Here is a 22,258-nt window from a genome sequence, read left to right as displayed (position 1 = left end):
TTGGTCACGAAGGCGTTATCACAGGATGTGATGGTTTTAGCCTTCGTTCCCCTATCGCTAATCCCCAAGGAGTCGCCCAGTCTCCACTCCAATCAACTTATAAACATATCATACTTTTTAGCAAATACATCCTATTTTTTTGTGATGAGTCAACTTCACGGGGAAATTTACTATAGTATTGAAACTGTTAAGAGTTGCTAATACTGCTATCCGAGATTTTTGATAAATTGCAAATAGGTCTGAACGAGTATTTGGAAACTATCCAAATTATGTTATTCTGATGAGTGACTCATATTTAGAGTGGAGGCACACATGAAAAAGGCTTTTGGTTTTTTTATCATTTTACTATCCTTGCCTGTCCTTTGGTGGATTAGTACAAATATTAGGACAGAAATTAATGCGGCACAAGCACATGAGGAGCAAATTGCAAGTGCTATTCATTTACCGGAAGTACAGCCACAACTTCCAGTAACTCTTATTGACCGAAACGGCAGAACATTTAGCGAAGAATATGTCGAATGGCGGCATCCTCTAACATTACAGGAAGTCCCAAAAATTGCCCAGGAAATTTTTATCGCTAGTGAGGACGCTCATTTTTATGAGCATATCGGCTTTGACCTTAGTGCTATCATCCGTGCAGTTGTTGCTAACTCAAACACAAATTCAGCTTCTCAAGGTGCTAGCACCATCACACAGCAGCTCGTTCGTATGCGCTATTTATCTGATGAAAAAACATATGAACGGAAATTAACAGAGATTTTTTACTCCTATGAGCTTGAGAAAGAATTTGATAAAGACACGATTTTAACGATGTATCTGAATGAAGCCTATTTTAGCAATCAAGTTTATGGAATCGGTGGAGCGGCTACATATTATTTTCAAAAACCACTCCAAGAACTATCTATAGCTGAAATTGCATTTATTGCGGCTATTCCAAATAACCCTTCACTTTATAATCCTTTAAAAAACTTTGATAAAACAAAAGCGAGGCAGGAGCGGTTACTAGATACACTTGCAGCGAGTGGCGCTATAACAAAAGAAGATGCCATTACATATAAAGCTGAAACGATAACATTAAATGTAAAGAATAAAGCACAAAGCTACCCTATGTACAGCACTTACGTCCTACAAGAGCTTAGATGGTTAGTTGCAGAAAAAGAAGGCTATTCAGATCGACTTGCAAATACACAAAGCGACGAAGAAAAGAAAAAAATTAAGGCGCAGCTAGACAAACGACTCAATACATTATTTCAAAATGGATTAACGATTCATACTGCGCTGAATCCGGACAAACAAGCACATGATGAGAAAAAAATGACTGCCATCCTAGGCTCAGGTAAATTACAAGCCGCTGGAGCAGTTATTGATAATACAACCCGTGAAGTTGTTAGTCTTTATGCCGGGAAAAACTATGAAAAGTTCGGATATCATCGTGCCTTTCAAGGTACGCGTCAACCAGGCTCTGCCTTTAAGCCGCTAGTGGTATATGCTCCTTTCTTTGAAACGACAGCACATACACCCGATTCTATCGTCAGTGGTGGTAGTTATTGTGTCGGTTCATTTTGTCCAGAAAACTATGGGGGCTTTAAATACGGTGATGTACCAATTCGAGTAGCATTTCGATATAGCTACAATACATCGGCTCTCCGTCTCTTTAATACAGTCGGAGTGGACACAGCCTTTAGTTACTTAGATCGCTTTCATTTCCGCTCCATCGTGGCAAAAGACCATAATTATGCTACCTCTTTGGGAGGATTGACGTATGGTGTAACAGCACTTGAGCTAGCAGACGCCTACACAAGTTTTATTGACGGCTCATACGTACTGGCCCATAGCATCCGTAAAGTGACAGCAGCTGATGGCACGGAGCTTTACAGTTGGGATTCAGCACGCGATCAAATTTGGTCACCGAAAACGGTCAAGTATATACGTTCAATGCTTACAGATGTTGTTACCAAAGGTACAGGGCAAGGCGTTTATAGTAGAAGTAATTATGTCGGGGCCAAAACAGGAACAACTAACAACTATCGCGACTACTGGCTTGCTGGATTAAACGATGACTACACTGCAGCAGTTTGGCTTGGCTTCGATAGGCCACAATCTATGGAAAGTTTAGAGTCTTATAAGATTCATCATAAGCTCTTTAATGTTTTACTAGAATAAAGATCAATGACTCTGCAGAATCGACTTCATGCTTTTGTTTTTTGCATGTGCGAAAGCTAGAGGCTGGAGACTTGCTGAAAGAAATGAAAAAAGAAGCAGCCCTGAGTGAAATTTATCACTCCAGGGCTGCTCCTTTTATTGTTTAACGTTATTATGTAATTTACTGTAGCCCGAACTTTTAATGAGCAAACGGTAAACTTGCCAAAATGCCATTATACAATTTTAAAACAACATAAACTAATAGCGATAATAATAGCGTCCACATAAAAAGCTCAAATACTAGTAAGCCGATCGTTCCACCCATCGACATATAATGACTCATTTTATAGATCAGATAAATAAAGTAGATAAAAACGGTTAAGACAAAAATACCTACTAAAACGTAAATAAACTGAATAGCAAAAGCTGAACATATTGCCCCCACCAATAAAATGATGTATCCGCCTCGTGCTTGATGAACTGTCGCACCATCATGATCCTTTGAGAAAAATAACATTCCTAGCTCATGAATAGTTTCTCCTACTAATTTTAATGCTGAAAATAGCATAAAAAAGATAACAGCAAAGACAATTAGCAAAAATACACGTAGCTCGAAATCGGATAAAAACTCACGCATGCCGGAATACACACCGATTGCATGGAAAACTTGCAAAGATTCACTTACTGCATACATTCCAAATGTCAAACTAAACAATAAAATTGTAATTAATGGTAAATAACCATAAATATAAGGGTTTCTCATAAAAAATTTTTCCTCTATTTGAATTGATAACTTCCTATTTATAATATATCCAAAATTCTTCCACTATCGCAAGCTAAATAATATGAGTGCATATGCATTCATACTAAAAGTGCGTTATAATTAACATACTTACCTGCATAAAGGAGGATTTTTTTGTTACAAGTACTTTATATTTTCATTCCAATGCTTGCTGCAATATTTGTGCCATTTTTATATAAAAGCATTAAAAATATTCACACAGGCTGGTTTGTTCTTGCAGTACCTGCTACACTCGCGATTATTTATGCATCATATATCGGAAAAGTAGCAGATGGTAAAGTATTTCTTGAGGAGCTTCCTTGGATTCCGTCGCTTGATATATCCATCGTTTCTTATTTAGATGGACTTAGCTTGCTTTTCTCATTACTCATTACTGGAATTGGCTCATTGGTCGTGCTTTACTCTATTTTTTACTTAGACAAACATAAAGAAAAATTACATAATTTTTATGTTTACTTATTATTATTTATGACCGCAATGCTAGGAGTAGTACAGTCAGATCATTTAATTACGCTGTACTTCTTTTGGGAGCTAACATCTATTTCATCATTTTTACTGATCGGTTACTGGTATAACCGTGATGCCTCTCGCTTTGGTGCACTTAAGTCAATGATGATTACAGTCGGTGGCGGCTTAATGATGTTAGGAGGATTTATCCTTCTCTATATAATGGGAGGAACGTATTCAATCCGTGAACTTATTCCAATGGCACCTAATTTAGTGCAGCATCCGCTGTTCACTTGGTCGCTCGTTTTAATACTTTTAGGAGCATTTACGAAATCTGCACAATTCCCATTCTACATTTGGTTACCAGATGCAATGGAAGCGCCAACACCCGTTAGTGCATACCTTCACTCTGCAACAATGGTAAAGGCAGGTATTTATTTAGTTGCACGGTTCACACCAATTTTCGCTGTTTCTGAGCTTTGGGTATGGCTCGTTACAGGCGTAGGTATCGTAACGCTATTCTGGGGTTCATTCTTTGCAGTAAAACAAACAGATTTAAAAGGAATTCTTGCTTTCTCTACTGTGAGTCAGCTTGGACTTATTATGTCATTGCTCGGCGCTAGTGCTTTAGCATTTCATAGTAATGGCGCAACAGATACTATTAAATTTGCTGCCTTTGCGGCGATTTTCCATCTGATCAACCATGCAACTTTTAAGGGCAGCCTATTCATGATTGCAGGAATTGTCGATCATGAAACAGGTACACGTGATATTCGCAAGCTCGGTGGCTTAATGAGTATTATGCCGCTTAGCTTTACAGTTGCAGCTATTGGAAGCTTATCAATGGCTGGTCTTCCGCCATTTAACGGCTTTTTAAGTAAGGAAATGTTTTTAACTGCAATGCTTGCACTGCAAAATTTTGAATTTTTCGGTTTTGATACATGGGGAGCACTCTTCCCGATTGTTGCTTGGATTGCTAGTATATTTACATTTGTCTATAGCTTCTATTTTGTTTTCAGAACATTTACAGGTAAATATAAACCGGAAAAATTACCTCATAAACCACATGAGGCACCGATTGGCATGCTAATTTCACCGATGATTTTAGCAGCATTGGTCGTAACCATATTCTTTATTCCTAACCTAGTTGGGGACACTTTTGTAAAGCCAGCAGTACAGGCTATTCAGCCATTCTTATACGATTCACCCAAGGATATTGATATTCATGTGGCTGCTTGGCATGGTGAAATTACACCTGAATTACTCATGACAGTTGGCATAGTAATTGTTGGGGTTTTATTGTTTGTAGCATTACCAAAATGGCAGGGCATTTATCAAAAATTCCCTCGAGCTTTAACGTTAAATAATGCTTACGACAAGATTATGCTGGGACTAGATGTTGGATTAAATCGGGTATCACGTCTTTATATGACGGGCTCTATGCGCCACTACCTGCTATATATGTTTAGTAGCATTGCAGCGATTGTCATCGGTTCTTTATTTGTAAAGAAAGCTTTTACAGTTTCCTTCCAAGACACTGCACCTATTCGTCCTTACGAAATCATTTTAGTTGTAGTGTTGGTCATTGGAACGGCCATTACGATTTTAGCAAAGTCTCGTTTAACAGCTATTATAGGCCTTGGTGCTGTGGGCTACACAGTAGCATTATTCTTCGTAATCTTTAATGCTCCTGATTTAGCATTAACACAGCTTGTTATTGAAACAATTTCTGTAGCCCTATTTTTACTTGCGTTTTATCATCTGCCTAAGCTCGGAAAACGAGAAGAGCGCATGAGATTCCAATTAAATCGTGCGATTGTTTCCGTTACAGTCGGTGTTATGGTTACACTTTTAGCATTGTCTGCACATTCGCAAAAATTGATTCCAACTATTTCAAAATATTATGAGGAAACAGTTTATACAAAAGCTGGCGGTGGAAATATTGTCAATGTGATCTTAGTAGACTACCGTGGCTTTGATACATTATTTGAAATTACAGTGCTAGGTATTGCTGGAATGGCCATTTTAGCAATGATAAAGCTACGCATGAATAGAAAGGAGAAATCGCATGAAAACAAATGATGTAATTATACAATTTACAGCAAAAATTGTATTCTTCATTATTTTCTTCTTCTCCATTCATATTTTTCTTGCTGGTCATTACACACCTGGAGGCGGTTTTGTTGGTGGACTTTTGACATCGAGTGCTATCGTACTCTTAGTCCTTGCCTTTGATTTAAATACGGTTCGTAAGGTTTTACCAATAAATTATACGTATTTAACGGCAATTGGCTTACTACTAGCCCTTGCAACTGCCGCTTTCCCAATGTTTGTAGGTAAACCGTTTTTCACTCATTTCTTTGATTATTTCGATTTACCGCTTCTAGGCAAACAGTCATTACACACGGCTATGCTTTTTGATAGCGGTGTCTATTTGGTTGTTGTCGGCGTTACGATGACCATTATTCAAACGATTGGGGAGGATGAATAATGGAAATATTGATGGCATTTGTCATAGGCTTTCTGTTTATGGCAGCGGTTTATTTAATTTTATCGAAAAGCTTATTGCGTATTATTATCGGGACTGGCCTGTTAAGTCATGGTGCTCATCTTCTTATTTTAACGATGGGCGGGCTTCGTGGAGAGGCACCGCCTGTTTTAAAGGAAGGGGCTAAAACTTTTGCAGACCCATTACCACAGGCGCTTATTTTAACAGCGATTGTTATTAGTTTTGGTGTAACTGCTTTCTTCCTCGTTCTTGCTTACCGTTCTTATCAGGAACTCGAGACAGATGATATAAGCTTAATGAGAGGAAGTGATGAGGATGAATAACTTCCTTCTACTACCAATTATCATTCCGTTTTTCTTCGGTATGATTTTAATGTTTGGGCAAAAAAACTTAAAATACCAGCGTTTATTCGCATTACTCGGTATTGGGCTCGCACTTATCTCAGCCATTTCACTGCTTATAAAGGTGAAAAATGATGGGATTCAAAAAGTGACATTCGGAAATTGGCCTGTGCCGTATGGCATTACAATGGTTTCCGATATGGTGTCGGCACTGCTTGTCACAACAACTTTGCTTATCACCCTCTTTGTTGTTTGGTATGGCTTCGGTTCCATCACGAAGGAACGTGAACGCTTCTTCTATTATCCTGGGATTATGTTTATTTTAACTGGGGTTAACGGGGCATTTACGACAGGCGATATTTTTAACCTTTTCGTGTTCTTCGAGGTATTATTAATGGCCTCTTATTTGCTCATCGTTCTCGGGGGCGAAAAAGGACAGCTTAAAGGTTCCATTAAATATATTCTAATCAATGTTATTTCATCTGCTTTATTTGTAATTACAGTTGCCTTTCTTTACTCTGTAGTTGGTACGTTAAACATGGCAGATATTGCAGTAAAAATTGCTGACATTAATCAGCCAGGTATTGTTACGGTTATAGCAGTACTATTTTTAATGGTATTTGGATTAAAAGCAGCTATTTTCCCGCTATACTTCTGGCTTCCAACTTCTTATGCAGCAGCCCCGATTCCAGTGCTAACGCTATTCGGTGCACTGCTAACAAAGGTTGGCATTTATGCGATTACTAGAACATATACATTGTTCTTTGTTCATGATTTATCGTATACACATGATTTACTAATGGCATTAGCAATTGCAACAATTATTGCGGGCTGTATTGGCGCACTTGCTTACCATGATGTGAAGCTTATCATTATATACAATATTGTTATTGCTGTAGGGGTTATTTTATTCGGTGTATCTCAAATGAATGAAATCTCCCTAAAAGGGGCTATGTTCTATTTAATTCATGACATGCTTATAAAAGCAGCGCTCTTTATGTTAATAGGTATAGTCATCTACATTACGGGCACATCTGATTTACGGAAAATGGGCGGGCTTATGCATAAATACCCTGCTCTAGGTTGGTGTTATTTAATTGCAGCATTTGGTTTAGCAGGGATTCCCCCACTTAGTGGCTTCGTTGGAAAACTGTTGATTGTACAGGGAGGATTTGAAGCTGGCAGTAAATGGAGCAGTATTTTTATTTTAGCTTCGTCACTTCTCGTTTTATTATCGGTTATTCGTATTTTCCTTTATGCCTTTTGGGGTGAAGAAAAAGAAACCACAGGTACTGTCGATAAAAAAGTCTACAATACACTATTTGTGCCTACCGTTCTTTTAGTGCTCATCACTGTAGCGTACGGTGTAGGGTCCGAATGGATTACACCATTTATGGACGATGCAGCAAAACTATTAAGTGATCCATCTATTTATATAGATGCTGTAATGAAGGGGGATTAGAGATATGGCATTTCAAATTATTTTAAATTTTGTACTTGCCTTCGTTTGGATGTTCCTTTCTTCTAATTACACAGCAACAGGCTTTATCGTTGGGTTTATTCTCGGTATTATATTGCTTGTTATTATGCGTAGATTTTTTTCTACCCGACTTTACGTCTACCGCATATGGGCAATCATTAAATTGACATTACTCTTTTTAAAGGAGTTAGTGTTAGCGAATGTACAAGTTCTTCGGGTCGTCTTAAAACCGAAGTTGGATATGCAGCCTGCATTCTTTGCCTATCCGACTGTTTTAACACAAGAATGGGAAATTACGCTATTATCAAGTCTTATTACGTTAACACCTGGTACTGTAGTAGTACATGTATCAGATGATGCAAAAACTTTGTATGTACACGCAATTGATATTAGTGATGTCGACGAAGCGATTACAGCCATTCGTGATTCATTTGAGAAAGCGATTTTGGAGGTGAGTAAATCATGACAACGTTTATCATTACTGCCATTGTGGTGATTTGCTTATCATTGATTGCCGTTATTTATCGAATGGTGAAAGGACCCTCTGCATCTGACCGTGTAGTAGCATTGGATTCATTGGGTGTGTCAGTAATCTCATTAATTGGACTGTTTTCGGTATTGGTTGAAACAAGCTTCTTCCTAGAGATTATATTATTGTTAGCGATATTATCGTTTATCGGCACCGTTGCTTTCTCTAAATTCATTGAGAAAGGAGATATCATTAAACGTGACAATTCTCGCTAATAGTTTAGTTATCTTTTTCATTTCTGTAGGGGTACTATTTATTGTCGTGACAGCCATTGGTCTTGTCCGTTTACCTGATTTGTACACACGTGCCCACGCTGCTTCTAAAAGTGCAACGCTCGGTGTTATGTGCGTACTCATCGGCGTATTCTTTCACTTTTGGCTGATTGAAGATCACTTCAATCCCCGTATTTTACTCGGTATTTTGTTCCTGTTTATCACAGGTCCTGTTGGAGGGCATATTATGACTCGCTCTTCATACATCGCTGGCGTAAAACCGTGGAAAGGCACAATACATGACGAGCTTGGACCGGAAATCGACCGGATGAAAAAGGAACAAGGCATTAAATAACTTTTCAAAAAAGTGGCCATTGAATAAACTTCAATGGCCACTTTTTTAATTGTTTGATAGCATATAAAACTCTTTTTCTAATCCAATGCCTTCCCAAAAGTTTAGTGCTAAGTCATTTTCTAAATCTACATAAACATTTACTACTGAAGTATTATGCTCATCATTAAACCAATTCACTAAATCATCTACTAGACGTTTAGCAACCTTCTGTCTTCTATATACTGATACTACATAAACCTCGTCTATTTGACCATAGTTCATATCATAAATAAAATCCTTTTTGATCGAAGCCATTCCAAAACCAATCATTTCATTATTTCCATTCATCGCTATATAAATGGCCCCATATTTTGATTCAATATATTGTTCTAGCTGTTCTTTAATCCCCTTCCTTTCACTCTCTCCTAGTTCACAATCTGCTGTTTCTATGGCATTTTCATTCCAAAGTTCTACTATTTCATTTAATAATTTCTGGCTTACAACATCCTCGGTTAATAGTTGAATATGTATGCTCATCTTTTTCATCCCCTATAACGTTTGATGATGTAATCATCTCACAACATTTGGGGATGTTCTATAAAATAGATAATTTTTCCACAAAAAGAATCTGCCTCTTCAAAGTAAGCAGATTCTTTAAGAATATAAATGCGTAGTTAATCAGTCTAAATATATCCTTTTGAAGTTAATATGTCTGTGAGCTGATCTACGCATTCTTCGATAGAATGGAGTTCTGTATCAATAATGATTTCTGGACGTTCTGGTTCCTCATACGGCGCACTAATACCAGTAAAGTTAGGAATCTCTGCAGTTCGTGCTTTTTTATAAAGACCTTTTGGATCACGTTTTTCACACGTTTCAACTGAACACTTCACATAGACCTCTAAAAACTCTCCTGCTTCCACAAGCTCACGGACAACCTGACGATCTTCTCGGTAAGGTGAAATAAAGGCAGTCAAAACAATTTGACCACTTTCTACAAAAAGCTTAGATACCTCACCAATACGTCGTATATTTTCCTTACGGCTTTTTTCGTCGAATCCTAAATCCTTATTTAAGCCATGGCGAACATTATCTCCATCTAAGACGAATACTTGATTGCCACGTTCAAAGAGCCGGCGTGCAAATGCATTCGCCACAGAAGATTTCCCTGATGCTGATAAACCGGTGAACCATAAAATAAAGCTTTGATGCTTATTTTGTGTACGACGCTCCTCTTTCGTAATAGACGCTTCATGCCAAACGATGTTTGAACTCACTTTATAACCTCCTGACGCATTCCTTTAATTAATACATCCACAACTTCTTTACGACTAAATGTACTTGGAGGCACTTCGCCATTACGCAACATTTCACGAACCTTAGTACCCGATAAAATGACATGTGCTGAGCTCTCATGAGGACAAGTTTTCGTCGTTGCCATTCCCTCGCATTTGTTACAATAGAAGCTATGCTCAAATTTTAATGGAATAATTCCTAATTCATCTTCCGTAAATTGTTCAAAGATTTTTTGTGCATCGTATGTACCATAGTAATCGCCAACCCCTGCATGGTCACGCCCAACGATAAAGTGTGTACATCCATAATTTTTTCGTACAAGTGCATGGAAAATAGCTTCTTTTGGTCCTGCATAACGCATTGCAGCTGGAAACACACCTAATTGCACACGATTTTCAGGATAATAATTGTTTAGTAAAACTTCGTAACTTTCCATGCGAATTGCAGCGGAAACATCGTCTGATTTCGTTTCACCAACTAGTGGATTTAAAAATAACCCATCAATTGTTTCAAGTGCTGCCTTTTGAATGTATTCATGTGCTCGGTGCACAGGATTCCGTGTTTGGAAGCCAACAATTGTTTGCCACCCCTTTTCTGCAAAAAGACGGCGTGTTTCAAGCGGATCAAATGAATAGGAAGGAAACTTTTGCTCTAGACGTTTTACTAATGTAATTTTCCCACCAACATAAATACTTGGACGCTCATGCAACTTTTTAACACCGGGATGCTGTAAATCCTCCGTGCCGTATATTAACAATGACTCTTTCCGTTTATTTGGCTCATAAATATCCGCAATTTCAATAACGCCGTAAACCGTATCACCGTATACTAATTTTGCCTCATCACCCGGCTGCAATGTTGCAGCTACATCCTTTGCTACAGGTAATGTAATTGGAATACTCCAAACCACACCTGACGCTAAACGCGTATGCTCGACAACTGATTCATAATCTTCCTGCGTTAAAAAACCTTCAATTGGACTGTACCCGCCGATTGCAATTAACTCTAAATCACTAAGTGCAATGGCATCAAGCTCAATAACTTTATTTATATGCGTTACATCCTTCTCAGAATTAATAGCTTGCACTAATAGTCCACCATGTGGTTGTAAACTCATTACAATCTCCTCCTAGTTTTATTGAATTACTCAGTTTTATATTTAAGTTTATTTGCATTGATTTTGGATTCTCACCAAAACGTGTGGTTGATTTCCGTTCCAGCTGGGGGCTTTGAACAGGACGTGATGTCCTTAGCCTTCGTTTCCCTATCGCTAATCCCCAAGGAGTCGCCCAACTTCCACTCCAATCAACTTATTTACATAGTAAACGACATCCACATCTTTTGGTGATGAACCTTGGTTTTTCATCTTAGGCTAAAATCGGAACTTCTGCGATTAATCCAGTTCTTACAGAGGTAATCGGGGATACTTCCCAATTGATCGGCTTTCCTCCAAAAGTGATCAGGTGTCCCTTTGATATGATCAGCTTCCCTTTAAAAATGATCGGCTTCCCCGCTGATTTGATCAGCTTCCCTAAAAAGTGATCGGCTTCCCTGCTGTTTTGATCAGCACCCCCTTAAAAATTATCAGGCTCCAACTGATTCAACAGTAATTCGGGTATTTAAATTCCTTCACCCGCATCATATATGGAGCGCTCTTCTTCACGCATTGTTCGCATTAAGCTAATGACACCAAGCGTTCCAACAATAATACTGCCAATTAATACGATGGTATAGAAATCTTTTTCTAAGAATAGCTGTACTAAAAAATAAGAAATGGCTAAAGAAAAGATTGGCGAAACGATCCAAATATGGATTATTTTTTTCACAATGTGCTTATGGAAAATTTGTTTCCCGTTTTTGGCCATTCCCATGCCAATAATCGAAGAGGATGTTACTTGTGTTAATGGCACAGGAAGTCCAAAGATAGAGCTTATACCGACTAGTAGTGCACCTGTACTCGAAATTAGTATCCCTTCCGCCTTCTCAAAGCGCATAATTTTTTTACCGTTTGTTTCAAGCACTCGTTTGCCAAGGAGCATAGCGCCAAGCGCCACAAAAGCACCACCAAGCAATATTCCTGTTGTTACGCTCATCATCCCTGCACCAACAAGAGGTCCAACTGCATTTGCTACGTTATTCATCCCTGCTGAAAACGCTTCGAAAAATCCAGCAAATACAAGGAGAATCGTTAATAGTAAATGATCTTTTAACAAACCCTTGACTTGTAATTTATACAGCCACTTTCCAAAGACAAATGCAATGATAAACGCTATGATTGGCACTATTACCCAAAATGATATGATGACAAGTAATGACTTAATATAAAGCACTTTATAGGCAATTCCTACACCTACAACTGCTCCTACTGTCACTTCACTCGTCGATAATGGAATGCCTAAAAGATTGGCGAGAAATAGTGAACTTGTCGCAGAAATCAAAATAAAAATGACAATCTTTACTGTAATGTACTCCTGTGGCATTATGCCGGAGCTAATTGTTTTTACTACCTCTCCACCTCCAAGAATTGCCCCAGAAAAAACACCCACTGAACAAATGAGCAATGCTTGCCAAGCTTTTTTGATGGCACCTGCTCCGTAAGCAACCCCCATTGAGGCTGCCGCTCCACTAGCACCAATATTCAGCGCAAAAAATAAACTAATTGCTATTGCTATATTTTCAAGCATGGCAAAACTCCTTTATTCATGTAATCCGCACTCAGTTTTACCAGATCCTTGCCACCTGCCTGAACGCAAATCATCCATTGTAAATGCTGGTTTTGTACAATGCTCGCAGCCGACGCTTGGATAGCCTCTGTCATGCAATGGATTGTACGGTAAACTATGCTTTGAAACATAACGCCAGACATCCTTCCATGTCCAATGAATGAGTGGACAAATTTTAATGGATTGAAATTTATCGTCACGATTGATAAAGTTTGTATTTTGCCGGGTTGGTGATTGTTCACGACGTAAACCTGATATCCAAGCCTTGGCGCCCGCCAACGCTTCATGCAACGGCACAATCTTGCGAATTTCACAGCATTTATTTGGATTGGAATTCCATAATTTATCGCCATATTGAGCTGCTTGTTGTTCGAGTGTAAGTGCTGGTTTTTGCATCTTAATGTTCAGCTTCGGATATTTTTCTTTTACTTTATCAATCGTTTCATATGTTTCTTTAAAATGAACATCTGTATCTAAAAAGACAATCGTAGCATCGGGCTTCACCTTTGAAATAAGGTCAATTAAGACAATCCCCTCAATGCCAAAGCTACAAGCATAGACGATATCCTCGCCATATTCAGCATAACTCCACTGTAAAACCTCCAGTGCAGCCTTATAGGTTTCGTCTATTTGAAAATTCAATGTTGGCTCATGCCAAGTTGCATATGTTAGCATATAATCCTCCTCTTAATGAAAAAGAGACGTTCTAACGACAGACATATATAGATATGTCTTTGTTAAAACGCCTCTAGTTTAACTAGCCAGCTCATTATTTAACTTCTTTCAGCTACAGAAGTTACCCACCTCTATAGGGGTGAGATGAATTCGGTTTTAAGTCACTTTTCAGCAGGTGTCCAAATAATTGTTTTGATTGTTCACTAGTATTGGCTACCTCGTTCTACAATCATTTTTTCTTATTACCAAATATATACTAAAGTACACCTAGTAGTCAACTAGGTTTTTATAAAAATTCATTTCAATGAGTCCAAATTTTTTATCCCGGTCAAAAGCAATATTTTAATTCCTTGTTGACTAATAGGAAATATATGTTTAATGTATAACTAAGCTTTGAACCAAACCAATATAAAATGCTGATCAGAGGATCTGAAGGCCATCTACTTAAGACGATTACTATTCGTTCTGGTAGATGGTCTTTTGTATTCTCTAGATCATCAAAAAGGAGTGTTATTTTATGAAAAAAAGGAAACATCTTTTCCAATCGTTAGTACTTATATCTGCATTAGCACTGGCATTAACAGGTTGTAGTAGCAGCTCTTCTGAAACAAATACAGGGGCTCAGGATACAAAAAAATCTGTGGAACTATTAAATGTATCCTACGATCCAACGCGTGAGCTTTACGAGGAATTCAACAAAGATTTTATAAAAAAATGGAAGGATGAAACCGGCCAAGATGTAACGATAAAACAATCACATGGGGGCTCTGGTAAACAAGGTAGAGCTGTAATTGATGGTCTAGAAGCAGACGTTGTTACACTAGCACTAGCTTACGATATTGATGAGATTGCACAAGCTCGAGGCCTATTAAATAAAGATTGGCAAACAGAATTTGAAAATAACTCTACACCTTATACATCGACAATTGTCTTTTTAGTACGCAAAGGCAATCCAAAGGGTATTAAAAACTGGGATGATTTAACAAAGGACGATGTATCTGTCATCACACCAAATCCTAAAACGTCTGGTGGTGCACGTTGGAATTATTTAGCTGCTTGGGCTTATGCAGAGAAATTATATAAAAATGATGAGGCAAAAATAAAAGAATTTATGAAAGCTCTATATAGCAATGTAGAAGTACTGGATTCTGGCGCACGTGGTGCTACAACAACTTTTGTTGAACGTAATATTGGTGACGTCTTAATTGCATGGGAAAATGAAGCTTATTTATCGCTCCATGAATTGGGTGACGAATTTGATATCATTACACCTTCTTTAAGTATTTTAGCTGAGCCGCCTGTAGCAATTGTCGACAAAATCGTAGATAAAAAAGGTACACGCGAAGTTGCAGAGGCATATTTAAAGCATTTATACAGTGACAGTGGTCAAGAAATTGCTGCGAAAAATTACTATCGACCACGAAATGAAAAAATTCTAGCAAAATATCAAGAGCAATTCCCAAAACTCGAACTAGTTTCAATCGATGATTTCGGTGGTTGGGCAGAAGCTCAAGCGAAGCATTTTAAAGATGGTGGTACATTTGATGAAATTTATGTACCTCAATAAGGAGGCATGTCATGAGTAGTTTAACGGTTTATAAAAAAACACGCCGCATTATTCCAGGTTTCCACCTTTCTCTGGGCTTTACGATGTTATATGTTAGCTTGTTAGTCTTATTGCCACTATCGATGATTATTATTCATACAATGTCCATAAGCTGGGCAGAGTTTGTTGATATTGTAACCGCTCCCCGTGCTGTTGCTTCATATAAGGTAAGTTTTAGGACTGCGCTCGCTGCTGGTTTACTAAATGTTATTTTTGGCACAATCATTGCTTGGGTACTTGTACGATACCGTTTTCCGTTTAAACGAATCATTGATGGACTTGTCGATTTACCATTTGCTTTGCCAACTGCTGTAGCAGGAATTGCCTTAACGTCCCTCTATGCGCCAAATGGTTGGATTGGTCAATTTTTTAATTTTAAAATTGCCTTTACGCCACTTGGCATTATCATTGCCCTTACATTTATCGGGCTACCATTTGTCGTCCGTACTGTGCAGCCTGTTTTACAAAATATTAGTGCTGAGGTTGAGGAAGCCTCTGCAAGCCTTGGAGCAAATCGTTTACAAACCTTTCGTAAAATTATTTTTCCAGAGCTTGCTCCTGCCATTTTAACAGGTTTTTCATTAGCATTTGCTCGTGCATTAGGAGAGTATGGTTCTGTTGTTTTTATCGCTGGTAATATGCCAATGAAGACTGAAATTACGCCATTAATTATTATGACAAAGCTAGAGCAATATGACTATGCGGGTGCAACTGCTATTGCAGCGGTCATGCTTGTCACGTCCTTCATTCTATTATTTAGCATTAATTTCATACAATGGTTGGCAAATCGTCGCTTTGTACATTAGGAGGTATTTATGGAACAGTCTACATTTATTCAGCAAGTTGCTCCTGAAAAAAATAATACAGTGACAAAGTCTGCTGCCTTACAAGAGCCACGCTTTGTCCGATATACGCTAATATTTATTGCGCTAGCATTTTTAGCATTTTTTATTGTACTTCCACTAGTATCAATTTTTACCACTGCCTTTCAAAAAGGAGTAGACGTTTATGTAGCAGCTATCACACATCCAGATGCATTGGCAGCTATTAAATTAACTTTAACTGTTGTCGCGGTTGCAGTACCATTAAACGCAATCTTCGGAGTTATGGCTGCTTGGGCTTTAACAAAGTTCAACTTTAAAGGGAAAAATCTATTACTTACAATCGTCGATCTTCCTTTTGCAGTATCTCCTGTTATTGCAGGTGTAGTATTTATTTTGTTATTTGGCTCACAGGGACTATTTGGAGATTGGCTATTTGAACATGACATTAAAATTGTTTTTGCGCTACCTGGTATTGTCCTTGCTACTGTCTTTGTTACGTTACCCTTTGTTGCACGAGAGCTTATTCCTCTTATGCAGACACAAGGCACTTCTGAGGAGGAGGCGTCCATTTCACTTGGGGCCAATGGTTTTAAAACATTTTGGCATGTGACATTGCCAAATATCAAATGGGGCTTATTGTACGGCCTTATACTTTGTAATGCTCGGGCAATCGGTGAATTTGGTGCCGTTTCTGTTGTATCAGGGCATATTAGAGGGATGACAAATACGATGCCCCTTCATATTGAAATTTTATACAATGAGTACCAATTTGCAGCAGCCTTCGCCGTTGCTTCACTGATGAGCGTAATCGCCATTATTACACTCATCGTTAAAGATATTATTGCTTGGAAATCAAAATCAGTTTAACTTCTTTCAGCAATTATTTTCTGTAACGAAAGTGCAACGGCAGTTACAGATGTCACTCACCTCTATAGGTGGTGAGATGAATGCAGGTTTAAATTACTGGTTTAAATTACTTTTCAGCGGGTGTATAAACATCTGCTGAAATAAGTTAAAGCCTCCGGCGGATGTCACGGAAATCGGAAAGGAGTTCTTTGTGCATGCACAAAGCCGATTCCGGACGCAATTATGCCGAGGCATAATTGATAGGAGGTATTGTCAGCATGAGCATTCAAATTAAAAATGTATCTAAAACATTCGGTTCCTTTCAAGCTTTAGAAGATGTTTCTCTTCATATTCAATCTGGGGAACTAGTTGCTCTTCTTGGCCCATCTGGTTCTGGCAAAACTTCGTTACTACGTGTTATTGCTGGACTTGAAACATCAGATGTTGGGGAGATTTTATTTGACGGTCAATCGATGATAGATCGCCATCCAAAGGAGCGAAATGTAGGCTTTGTGTTCCAGCATTATGCACTTTTTCGCCATATGACAGTTTTTGATAATGTCGCTTACGGTCTTAAAGTACGCCCTCGTAAAACAAGACCATCTAAATTAGAAATAAAGAACAAAGTGATGGAGCTTCTCAAACTGGTCAAACTAGAAAATTTTTCTGATCGCTACCCAACACAACTATCAGGTGGGCAACGTCAGCGAGTTGCACTTGCTAGAGCCCTCGCCGTGGAGCCCAAGGTACTTTTATTAGATGAACCTTTTGGGGCACTGGATGCTAAAGTGCGCAAGGAATTGCGTCGTTGGCTACGAAAGCTTCACAATGATTTTCATATTACAAGTATTTTTGTCACACACGATCAGGAAGAGGCACTTGATGTTGCAGACCGAATTGTCGTGATGAACAACGGCAAGATAGAGCAAATCGGTAGCCCAGACGACGTATACACAAATCCAAAGAGCCCTTTTGTTTATGATTTTTTAGGTAATGTGAATCTCTTTAAAGGACGGTTACATAATGGTAAGCTCATGCATGGTGAATTTGCGATTGATGTACCTGACGTACAAACACATACAGAGGACCATGCAGTAGGCTATGTACGCCCCCATGATATTCATATTGAGAAAACTAACATACCTGGCACCGTCCCCGTCAAAGTAAGCCATATTCACTTGCTCGGACCTATCGTGCAGATTGAATTACGTCGTGAAGATATAGATGAATTTTTAGAGGCAGAACTGACTAAAGAACAATTTACTAACCTTCAGCTTAAGATTGGTGACCATGTATTTGTCAAACCAAAGCAATTAAAAGTCTTTATCCCCGAAGATTTTTCCATTTAAAAAAGCCGTGTAGCAAATTTCTTTGCTACACGGCTACTATTTTATTTATGATGAAAATCTCGTCCGTCGTACACAGCTGTTACATAATTAGCACGAATAACAAAATCTCCGAAGTGCTCTCCCTCTAGACGTTCCTTCGCATAGTGGAGCAGGATTGGACGAAGCTCTGCTAATATCTCCTCCTCGCCTATATTTTCACGATATATTTTATTGAGACGATCACCAGTAAAGCTTGCGCCTAAATACATATTATATTTCCCAGGACCTTTACCGATAAAGCCAATCTCAGCCATTGCTGCACGTGAGCAACCATTCGGACAGCCTGACATGCGGATAACGATTTCTGTTTCGTTTAAGCCCGCTTCATCAATAATTGTTTCTATTTTTGTAATAAGAGAAGGCAGGTAACGCTCGGCTTCTGCCATGGCTAAACCGCATGTTGGTAATGATACGCAAGCAATTGAATTTCGGCGCAATGCAGAATAGTGTGCTCCATCTGTGAGGTTATATTGCTCAATAATAGCAGCAATTTTTTTCTTCTTTTGCGGCGTTACATTACTAATCATTAAATTTTGGTTTGGCGTTAAGCGGAAATCACCTGTATGCACCTTCGCAATTTCACGTAATCCTGTTAAAAGCTCATAATTTTCAAAGTCCTTAATACGTCCATTTTGAATAAATAATGTATAATGCCATTGACCTTCTGCACCTTTAATCCAACCAAACTCATCACCCGTGCGATCAAAAGTATATGGTCGAGCCTCTTGAATACTCCAACCTAGACGGCGCATTAGTTCTTCGTTAAACCATTCAAGTCCTCTTGCATCAATTGTATATTTAAAACGTGCATTTTTACGAACCGAACGATTCCCATAATCGCGCTGAATCGTAATAATTTTCTCCGCTGTTTCCAGTAGTTTATCAGGTGTGATAAAACCAATAATGCGAGCCAGCTGTGGGTATGTTTCATGATCGCCATGTGTCATGCCCATTCCTCCACCAACAGCAACGTTAAAGCCTACTAGCTTACCTTCCTCAACAATTGCTATAAACCCTATATCTTGTGAGAATACGTCCACATCATTACTAGGCGGAACCGCAATACCAATTTTAAATTTACGCGGTAAATATTGCGCACCGTATATAGGTTCAACTTCTTCATCCTGACTATCAACTACCTTTTCACCATCTAGCCATAGTTCATGATAAGCTCGTGTTCTAGGTAGTAAATGCTCACTTAATTTGGCAGACCAATTATAGATTTCTTCATGTAATGCGGATTGGTTTGGATTCACATTACACATCACATTACGATTGACATCTCCACAGGCTGCAAGAGAATCTAATAACACTTCATTAATTTCCTGCATATATTTTTTAACATTCCATTTTAAAATGCCATGCACTTGAAATGCCTGACGTGTCGTTAATTTTAAGGAGCCATTACCATATTTTCTCGCCATTTCATCCATTACTAGCCATTGTGCTGGTGTAGCCGCCCCACCCGGTGTACGTACCCGTACCATAAATTGATAGGCAGGCTCAAGCTTTTGACGCTGACGTTCATTACGAAGATCACGGTCGTCTTGTAAGTAACTACCATGGAATTTCATTAGACGATTATCATCCTCTGGAATACCTGAAGTTAATGGGTTATTCATCGTAGCCTCTAATGTTCCACGTAGATAATTACTTTCGTTTTTAATACGCTCTACATCACTAGGTTTCCCTGGTTGCGGAGGTAAAATAATTTTCCCTGTCATTTGTTTTCGCTCCTTTAATCAAATATGCCTCGTCATAATTGCGTCCTGAATGGCTTAAGGCTTATGCCTGCGTGAAGGCCTACACAACGTCGATCATATCGGTAATGCCACAGGACGACATTCCTAGACTGAGTTCCACTATTTCAGCCGATGTTTGGACACCCACTGAAAAGTGACTTAAAACTGCATTCATCGCTTTGCTTTCGCTACCAAAACACTTGCTAAAAGAAGTTAATAAACGTCACGTTGATAGCGTTTCTGCTGTTTAAGCTCATTGACAAAGGCTTTCGCTTCCTCTGGCGTTTTTTGTCCCTGTTGTTCAATAACGCGATGTATTGTTGCATCAACATCAGCTGCCATTGATTTTTTATCACCACAGACGTAAATGACAGCTCCTTGCTCTAGCCATTCATAGAAAGCAGCAGCATTTTCTTCAATTTTATGTTGAACATATATTTTTCTATCTGTATCACGTGAGAAAGCGACATGCATTTGACTTAGTGTGCCTGAAGCAAGCCAACGCTGTAAATCTGTTTGATAAAGAAAATCTGTGACAAAGTGTTGATCACCAAAGATTAGCCAAGCTTTCCCTCCGACGCCTAATTCCTCACGCTCCTCCAAAAATGCACGATACGGGGCTACGCCTGTACCAGCACCAATCATAATAATCGGTGTGTCCTCATGCTCTGGTAATCTAAAGTTCGGATTTTTATGAACATAGACAGGTAATGTGTCACCAATTTGAATACGCTCTGCTACGCTACCAGAGCAAACGCCAAGACGTTGCCTTCCATTTGTCTCATAGCTTACTTTCCCAATTGTTAAATGAACTTCTTCACTATTTGCCCTTTGACTACTAGCAATCGAATATAAACGTGCTGGAATTTTACGTAGTAAATCTACAAATTGCTGTGCATTCCATGTAAATGGTGCGAAGTCTTCCACAACGTCAAGTAAATCTCTTCCTTTTGCATAGTCCTTCCAGGATTCCGAGTCGGCAAGTAGCTTGTTAAATTCCTGATGGACTGTATAGGCACCAATTTTTTGTAACAAAGGCTTAGACAACACTGTAATTTCTAATTTTTTTTGCAAAACTTCCTTTAATGGCAGTGTTTCTTCAAAGACATTTACCTCAGTTTGTGGCTCAAACTGTAATGCTGTGATTAAAGCATCGACTAGTTTTTCATCATTTTCCGGTAGAATACCGATACTATCTCCTGGTTCGAAATAGAAACTTGCACCTTCGATGGATAATTCAATATGACGTGTTTCTTTATTGGATCCTCTGCCGTTTAAATTAATGTTTTCAAGTACTTCAGCATAAAACGGATTTTTACGAGAATATGTAGTGTCTCCTTGTGCTGTTTTATGTTGTGTAGTCGATAAATCAGCTACATCCGTCTGTTGGAGCAACTCCTGCTGAACAGCTGAGAACCAATGTGCTGCCTGGACATCATAATCTACATCACAATCTGTACGAGGTACGATTCGAGTTGCTCCTAACTTTGCAAACTGTTCATCAAAATCCTTTCCTGTTTTACAGAAAAATTCATAGGAGCTATCACCTAAGGCTAGCACTGAATAATGAAGCTGCTCTAACTTAGGAGCACGTTTGCTATGCAAAAATTCATAGAACTGTATCGCTTGATCAGGTGGTTCCCCTTCCCCATGTGTGCTAACAATGAGTAAAAGATTAGTTACCTTTTTTAAATTATTTGGTTTAAATGTTGCTAACGACGAAATTGTTACGTCTACATCATTATCTTTCAAGGCTGAGGCATATTTTTCAGCTAACCCCTGGCTATTGCCCGTTTGTGAACCATATAAAATCGTTACTGTTGTGGTGATTGTTTTTACTATCGGCGTTACTTCTTCAACGACAGGATCACTAGTTACTAGTGATGCACTTAAAAAGCCGTTTAACCAAATTCTCTGTTCTCCTGTTAGTTTAGGGAGCAGCTCATTTAACAGCTTTACCTGCTCCTTATTAAATGGACTATTTACTACTTGCAGTTTCAACCTTGCCACCTCACATATTCGTTTCATTTTCCTTGTTAATTTGTCTGACAAAATGATTGCTGAAAAAAGATCAATTAAGCCTCTACAAAATTGTGTCTGGAATCGGCTTTGCGCTTAGGCCGACACGATATCAGTCATTTCGGTAATGCCACAGAACGTGGCGTTCTTAGACTGAGTTCCTCTATTAAAGCGGATGTTTTTTGTACCGATAGCGGTAGCGACAGGTGCAGATGTTTTTTGTACCGAAAGCGCAGCGACAGGTACAGATGTTTTTTGTACCGAAAGCGCAGCGACAGGTACAGATGTTTTTTGTACCGAAAGCGCAGCGACAGGTACAGATGTTTGGACACCCGATGATTAA

21 protein-coding genes are annotated in these 22,258 nt (G+C 38.7%); 13 read left to right on the top strand and 8 right to left on the bottom strand.

Annotated features, from left to right (window positions below):
- Positions 1–312 precede the first annotated feature (312 nt).
- A complete protein-coding gene (locus tag MOK21_RS16750; protein WP_249075126.1) occupies positions 313–2,163 on the top strand; it encodes a transglycosylase domain-containing protein in 1,851 nt (616 codons plus the stop codon).
- 178 nt (positions 2,164–2,341) lie between these two features.
- Here MOK21_RS16750 and MOK21_RS16745 read toward each other — a convergent pair whose 3' ends face one another.
- The gene (locus MOK21_RS16745) at positions 2,342–2,905 is read right to left on the bottom strand and encodes a DUF5366 family protein (protein ID WP_249075125.1); all 564 of its coding nucleotides are present in this window, start codon (positions 2,903–2,905) and stop codon (positions 2,342–2,344) included.
- A gap of 153 nt (positions 2,906–3,058) precedes the next feature.
- On the opposite strand from MOK21_RS16745, the gene MOK21_RS16740 reads away from it, so the two are divergent.
- From MOK21_RS16740 to mnhG, 7 genes are read left to right on the top strand one after another with little or no spacing between them, the layout of a single operon-like run.
- Positions 3,059–5,473, top strand: coding sequence for a Na+/H+ antiporter subunit A (locus MOK21_RS16740; protein ID WP_283164754.1), 2,415 nt, complete (start codon positions 3,059–3,061; stop codon positions 5,471–5,473).
- The gene (locus tag MOK21_RS16735) at positions 5,460–5,882 is read left to right on the top strand and encodes a Na(+)/H(+) antiporter subunit B (protein WP_249075124.1); all 423 of its coding nucleotides are present in this window, start codon (positions 5,460–5,462) and stop codon (positions 5,880–5,882) included. Before MOK21_RS16740 ends, MOK21_RS16735 begins: the two co-directional genes overlap by 14 nt.
- Positions 5,882–6,223: a Na(+)/H(+) antiporter subunit C gene (locus MOK21_RS16730; RefSeq protein WP_249075123.1), complete on the top strand. Its 342-nt coding sequence runs from the start codon at positions 5,882–5,884 to the stop codon at positions 6,221–6,223. Before MOK21_RS16735 ends, MOK21_RS16730 begins: the two co-directional genes overlap by 1 nt.
- Complete coding sequence (locus MOK21_RS16725) at positions 6,216–7,703, top strand: Na+/H+ antiporter subunit D (RefSeq protein ID WP_283164753.1); 1,488 nt, start codon at positions 6,216–6,218, stop codon at positions 7,701–7,703. Before MOK21_RS16730 ends, MOK21_RS16725 begins: the two co-directional genes overlap by 8 nt.
- A gap of 4 nt (positions 7,704–7,707) precedes the next feature.
- On the top strand, positions 7,708–8,187 hold the full coding sequence (locus tag MOK21_RS16720; protein ID WP_249075121.1) for a Na+/H+ antiporter subunit E: 480 nt from the start codon (positions 7,708–7,710) through the stop codon (positions 8,185–8,187).
- Positions 8,184–8,465 (top strand): Na(+)/H(+) antiporter subunit F1, encoded by a 282-nt coding sequence (locus tag MOK21_RS16715; protein ID WP_249075120.1) that lies wholly within the window; start codon positions 8,184–8,186, stop codon positions 8,463–8,465. The genes MOK21_RS16720 and MOK21_RS16715 overlap by 4 nt, the downstream gene beginning before the upstream one ends.
- Positions 8,449–8,817, top strand: coding sequence for a monovalent cation/H(+) antiporter subunit G (mnhG, locus tag MOK21_RS16710; RefSeq protein WP_132361712.1), 369 nt, complete (start codon positions 8,449–8,451; stop codon positions 8,815–8,817). Before MOK21_RS16715 ends, mnhG begins: the two co-directional genes overlap by 17 nt.
- Before the next feature lie 45 nt (positions 8,818–8,862).
- Here the strand turns inward: mnhG and MOK21_RS16705 are convergent, their stop codons facing one another.
- The 5 genes from MOK21_RS16705 to MOK21_RS16685 all read right to left on the bottom strand — a co-directional run bounded on the left by MOK21_RS16705 (position 8,863) and on the right by MOK21_RS16685 (position 13,490).
- Positions 8,863–9,333, bottom strand: coding sequence for a GNAT family N-acetyltransferase (locus tag MOK21_RS16705; protein WP_249075119.1), 471 nt, complete (start codon positions 9,331–9,333; stop codon positions 8,863–8,865).
- 146 nt (positions 9,334–9,479) lie between these two features.
- On the bottom strand, positions 9,480–10,073 hold the full coding sequence (gene cysC / locus MOK21_RS16700) for an adenylyl-sulfate kinase (protein WP_249075118.1): 594 nt from the start codon (positions 10,071–10,073) through the stop codon (positions 9,480–9,482).
- A complete protein-coding gene (gene sat / locus MOK21_RS16695; RefSeq protein ID WP_249075117.1) occupies positions 10,070–11,209 on the bottom strand; it encodes a sulfate adenylyltransferase in 1,140 nt (379 codons plus the stop codon). Before sat ends, cysC begins: the two co-directional genes overlap by 4 nt.
- A 502-nt stretch (positions 11,210–11,711) precedes the next feature.
- The gene (locus MOK21_RS16690) at positions 11,712–12,776 is read right to left on the bottom strand and encodes a sulfate permease (protein WP_249075116.1); all 1,065 of its coding nucleotides are present in this window, start codon (positions 12,774–12,776) and stop codon (positions 11,712–11,714) included.
- A 12-nt stretch (positions 12,777–12,788) separates the two neighbouring features.
- The gene (locus MOK21_RS16685) at positions 12,789–13,490 is read right to left on the bottom strand and encodes a phosphoadenylyl-sulfate reductase (protein ID WP_249075115.1); all 702 of its coding nucleotides are present in this window, start codon (positions 13,488–13,490) and stop codon (positions 12,789–12,791) included.
- Positions 13,491–14,007: 517 nt separating this feature from the next.
- On the opposite strand from MOK21_RS16685, the gene MOK21_RS16680 reads away from it, so the two are divergent.
- From MOK21_RS16680 to MOK21_RS16665, 4 genes are all read left to right on the top strand, one after another.
- Entirely contained in the window at positions 14,008–15,057 is a 1,050-nt protein-coding gene (locus tag MOK21_RS16680) for a sulfate ABC transporter substrate-binding protein (RefSeq protein WP_249075114.1), read from the top strand.
- An 11-nt stretch (positions 15,058–15,068) separates the two neighbouring features.
- Complete coding sequence (cysT, locus tag MOK21_RS16675) at positions 15,069–15,902, top strand: sulfate ABC transporter permease subunit CysT (protein ID WP_249075113.1); 834 nt, start codon at positions 15,069–15,071, stop codon at positions 15,900–15,902.
- A gap of 9 nt (positions 15,903–15,911) precedes the next feature.
- Entirely contained in the window at positions 15,912–16,787 is an 876-nt protein-coding gene (gene cysW, locus MOK21_RS16670; RefSeq protein ID WP_249075112.1) for a sulfate ABC transporter permease subunit CysW, read from the top strand.
- 257 nt (positions 16,788–17,044) lie between these two features.
- The gene (locus MOK21_RS16665) at positions 17,045–18,115 is read left to right on the top strand and encodes a sulfate/molybdate ABC transporter ATP-binding protein (protein ID WP_249075111.1); all 1,071 of its coding nucleotides are present in this window, start codon (positions 17,045–17,047) and stop codon (positions 18,113–18,115) included.
- Positions 18,116–18,156: 41 nt separating this feature from the next.
- On the opposite strand, the gene cysI is transcribed toward MOK21_RS16665, so the two are convergent.
- Complete coding sequence (cysI, locus tag MOK21_RS16660; RefSeq protein ID WP_249075110.1) at positions 18,157–19,878, bottom strand: assimilatory sulfite reductase (NADPH) hemoprotein subunit; 1,722 nt, start codon at positions 19,876–19,878, stop codon at positions 18,157–18,159.
- A gap of 231 nt (positions 19,879–20,109) precedes the next feature.
- Positions 20,110–21,897, bottom strand: coding sequence for an assimilatory sulfite reductase (NADPH) flavoprotein subunit (locus tag MOK21_RS16655; protein ID WP_249075109.1), 1,788 nt, complete (start codon positions 21,895–21,897; stop codon positions 20,110–20,112).
- A gap of 193 nt (positions 21,898–22,090) precedes the next feature.
- Between MOK21_RS16655 and MOK21_RS16650 the strand changes: the two genes are divergently transcribed.
- Entirely contained in the window at positions 22,091–22,258 is a 168-nt protein-coding gene (locus MOK21_RS16650; protein ID WP_249075108.1) for a hypothetical protein, read from the top strand.

Origin of the sequence: Lysinibacillus sp. BPa_S21, assembly GCF_023337795.1 — a bacterium.
Taxonomy (GTDB): Bacteria; Bacillota; Bacilli; order Bacillales_A; family Planococcaceae; genus Lysinibacillus.
Note: the sequence above shows the minus strand (reverse complement) of the source record. Positions and strands in the feature narration are given on the sequence as shown.

Coding starts and splice junctions, on each gene's coding strand:
- cysW (WP_249075112.1), top strand. CDS start 15,912: ATGGAACAGTCTACATTTATTCAGCAAGTTGCTCCTGAAAAAAATAAT.
- cysT (WP_249075113.1), top strand. CDS start 15,069: ATGAGTAGTTTAACGGTTTATAAAAAAACACGCCGCATTATTCCAGGT.
- MOK21_RS16665 (WP_249075111.1), top strand. CDS start 17,045: ATGAGCATTCAAATTAAAAATGTATCTAAAACATTCGGTTCCTTTCAA.
- MOK21_RS16725 (WP_283164753.1), top strand. CDS start 6,216: ATGAATAACTTCCTTCTACTACCAATTATCATTCCGTTTTTCTTCGGT.
- sat (WP_249075117.1), bottom strand. CDS start 11,209: ATGAGTTTACAACCACATGGTGGACTATTAGTGCAAGCTATTAATTCT.
- MOK21_RS16705 (WP_249075119.1), bottom strand. CDS start 9,333: ATGAGCATACATATTCAACTATTAACCGAGGATGTTGTAAGCCAGAAA.
- MOK21_RS16745 (WP_249075125.1), bottom strand. CDS start 2,905: ATGAGAAACCCTTATATTTATGGTTATTTACCATTAATTACAATTTTA.
- MOK21_RS16685 (WP_249075115.1), bottom strand. CDS start 13,490: ATGCTAACATATGCAACTTGGCATGAGCCAACATTGAATTTTCAAATA.
- MOK21_RS16715 (WP_249075120.1), top strand. CDS start 8,184: ATGACAACGTTTATCATTACTGCCATTGTGGTGATTTGCTTATCATTG.
- MOK21_RS16720 (WP_249075121.1), top strand. CDS start 7,708: ATGGCATTTCAAATTATTTTAAATTTTGTACTTGCCTTCGTTTGGATG.
- MOK21_RS16750 (WP_249075126.1), top strand. CDS start 313: ATGAAAAAGGCTTTTGGTTTTTTTATCATTTTACTATCCTTGCCTGTC.
- MOK21_RS16730 (WP_249075123.1), top strand. CDS start 5,882: ATGGAAATATTGATGGCATTTGTCATAGGCTTTCTGTTTATGGCAGCG.
- MOK21_RS16735 (WP_249075124.1), top strand. CDS start 5,460: ATGAAAACAAATGATGTAATTATACAATTTACAGCAAAAATTGTATTC.
- MOK21_RS16650 (WP_249075108.1), top strand. CDS start 22,091: ATGTTTTTTGTACCGATAGCGGTAGCGACAGGTGCAGATGTTTTTTGT.
- MOK21_RS16690 (WP_249075116.1), bottom strand. CDS start 12,776: ATGCTTGAAAATATAGCAATAGCAATTAGTTTATTTTTTGCGCTGAAT.
- cysI (WP_249075110.1), bottom strand. CDS start 19,878: ATGACAGGGAAAATTATTTTACCTCCGCAACCAGGGAAACCTAGTGAT.
- MOK21_RS16680 (WP_249075114.1), top strand. CDS start 14,008: ATGAAAAAAAGGAAACATCTTTTCCAATCGTTAGTACTTATATCTGCA.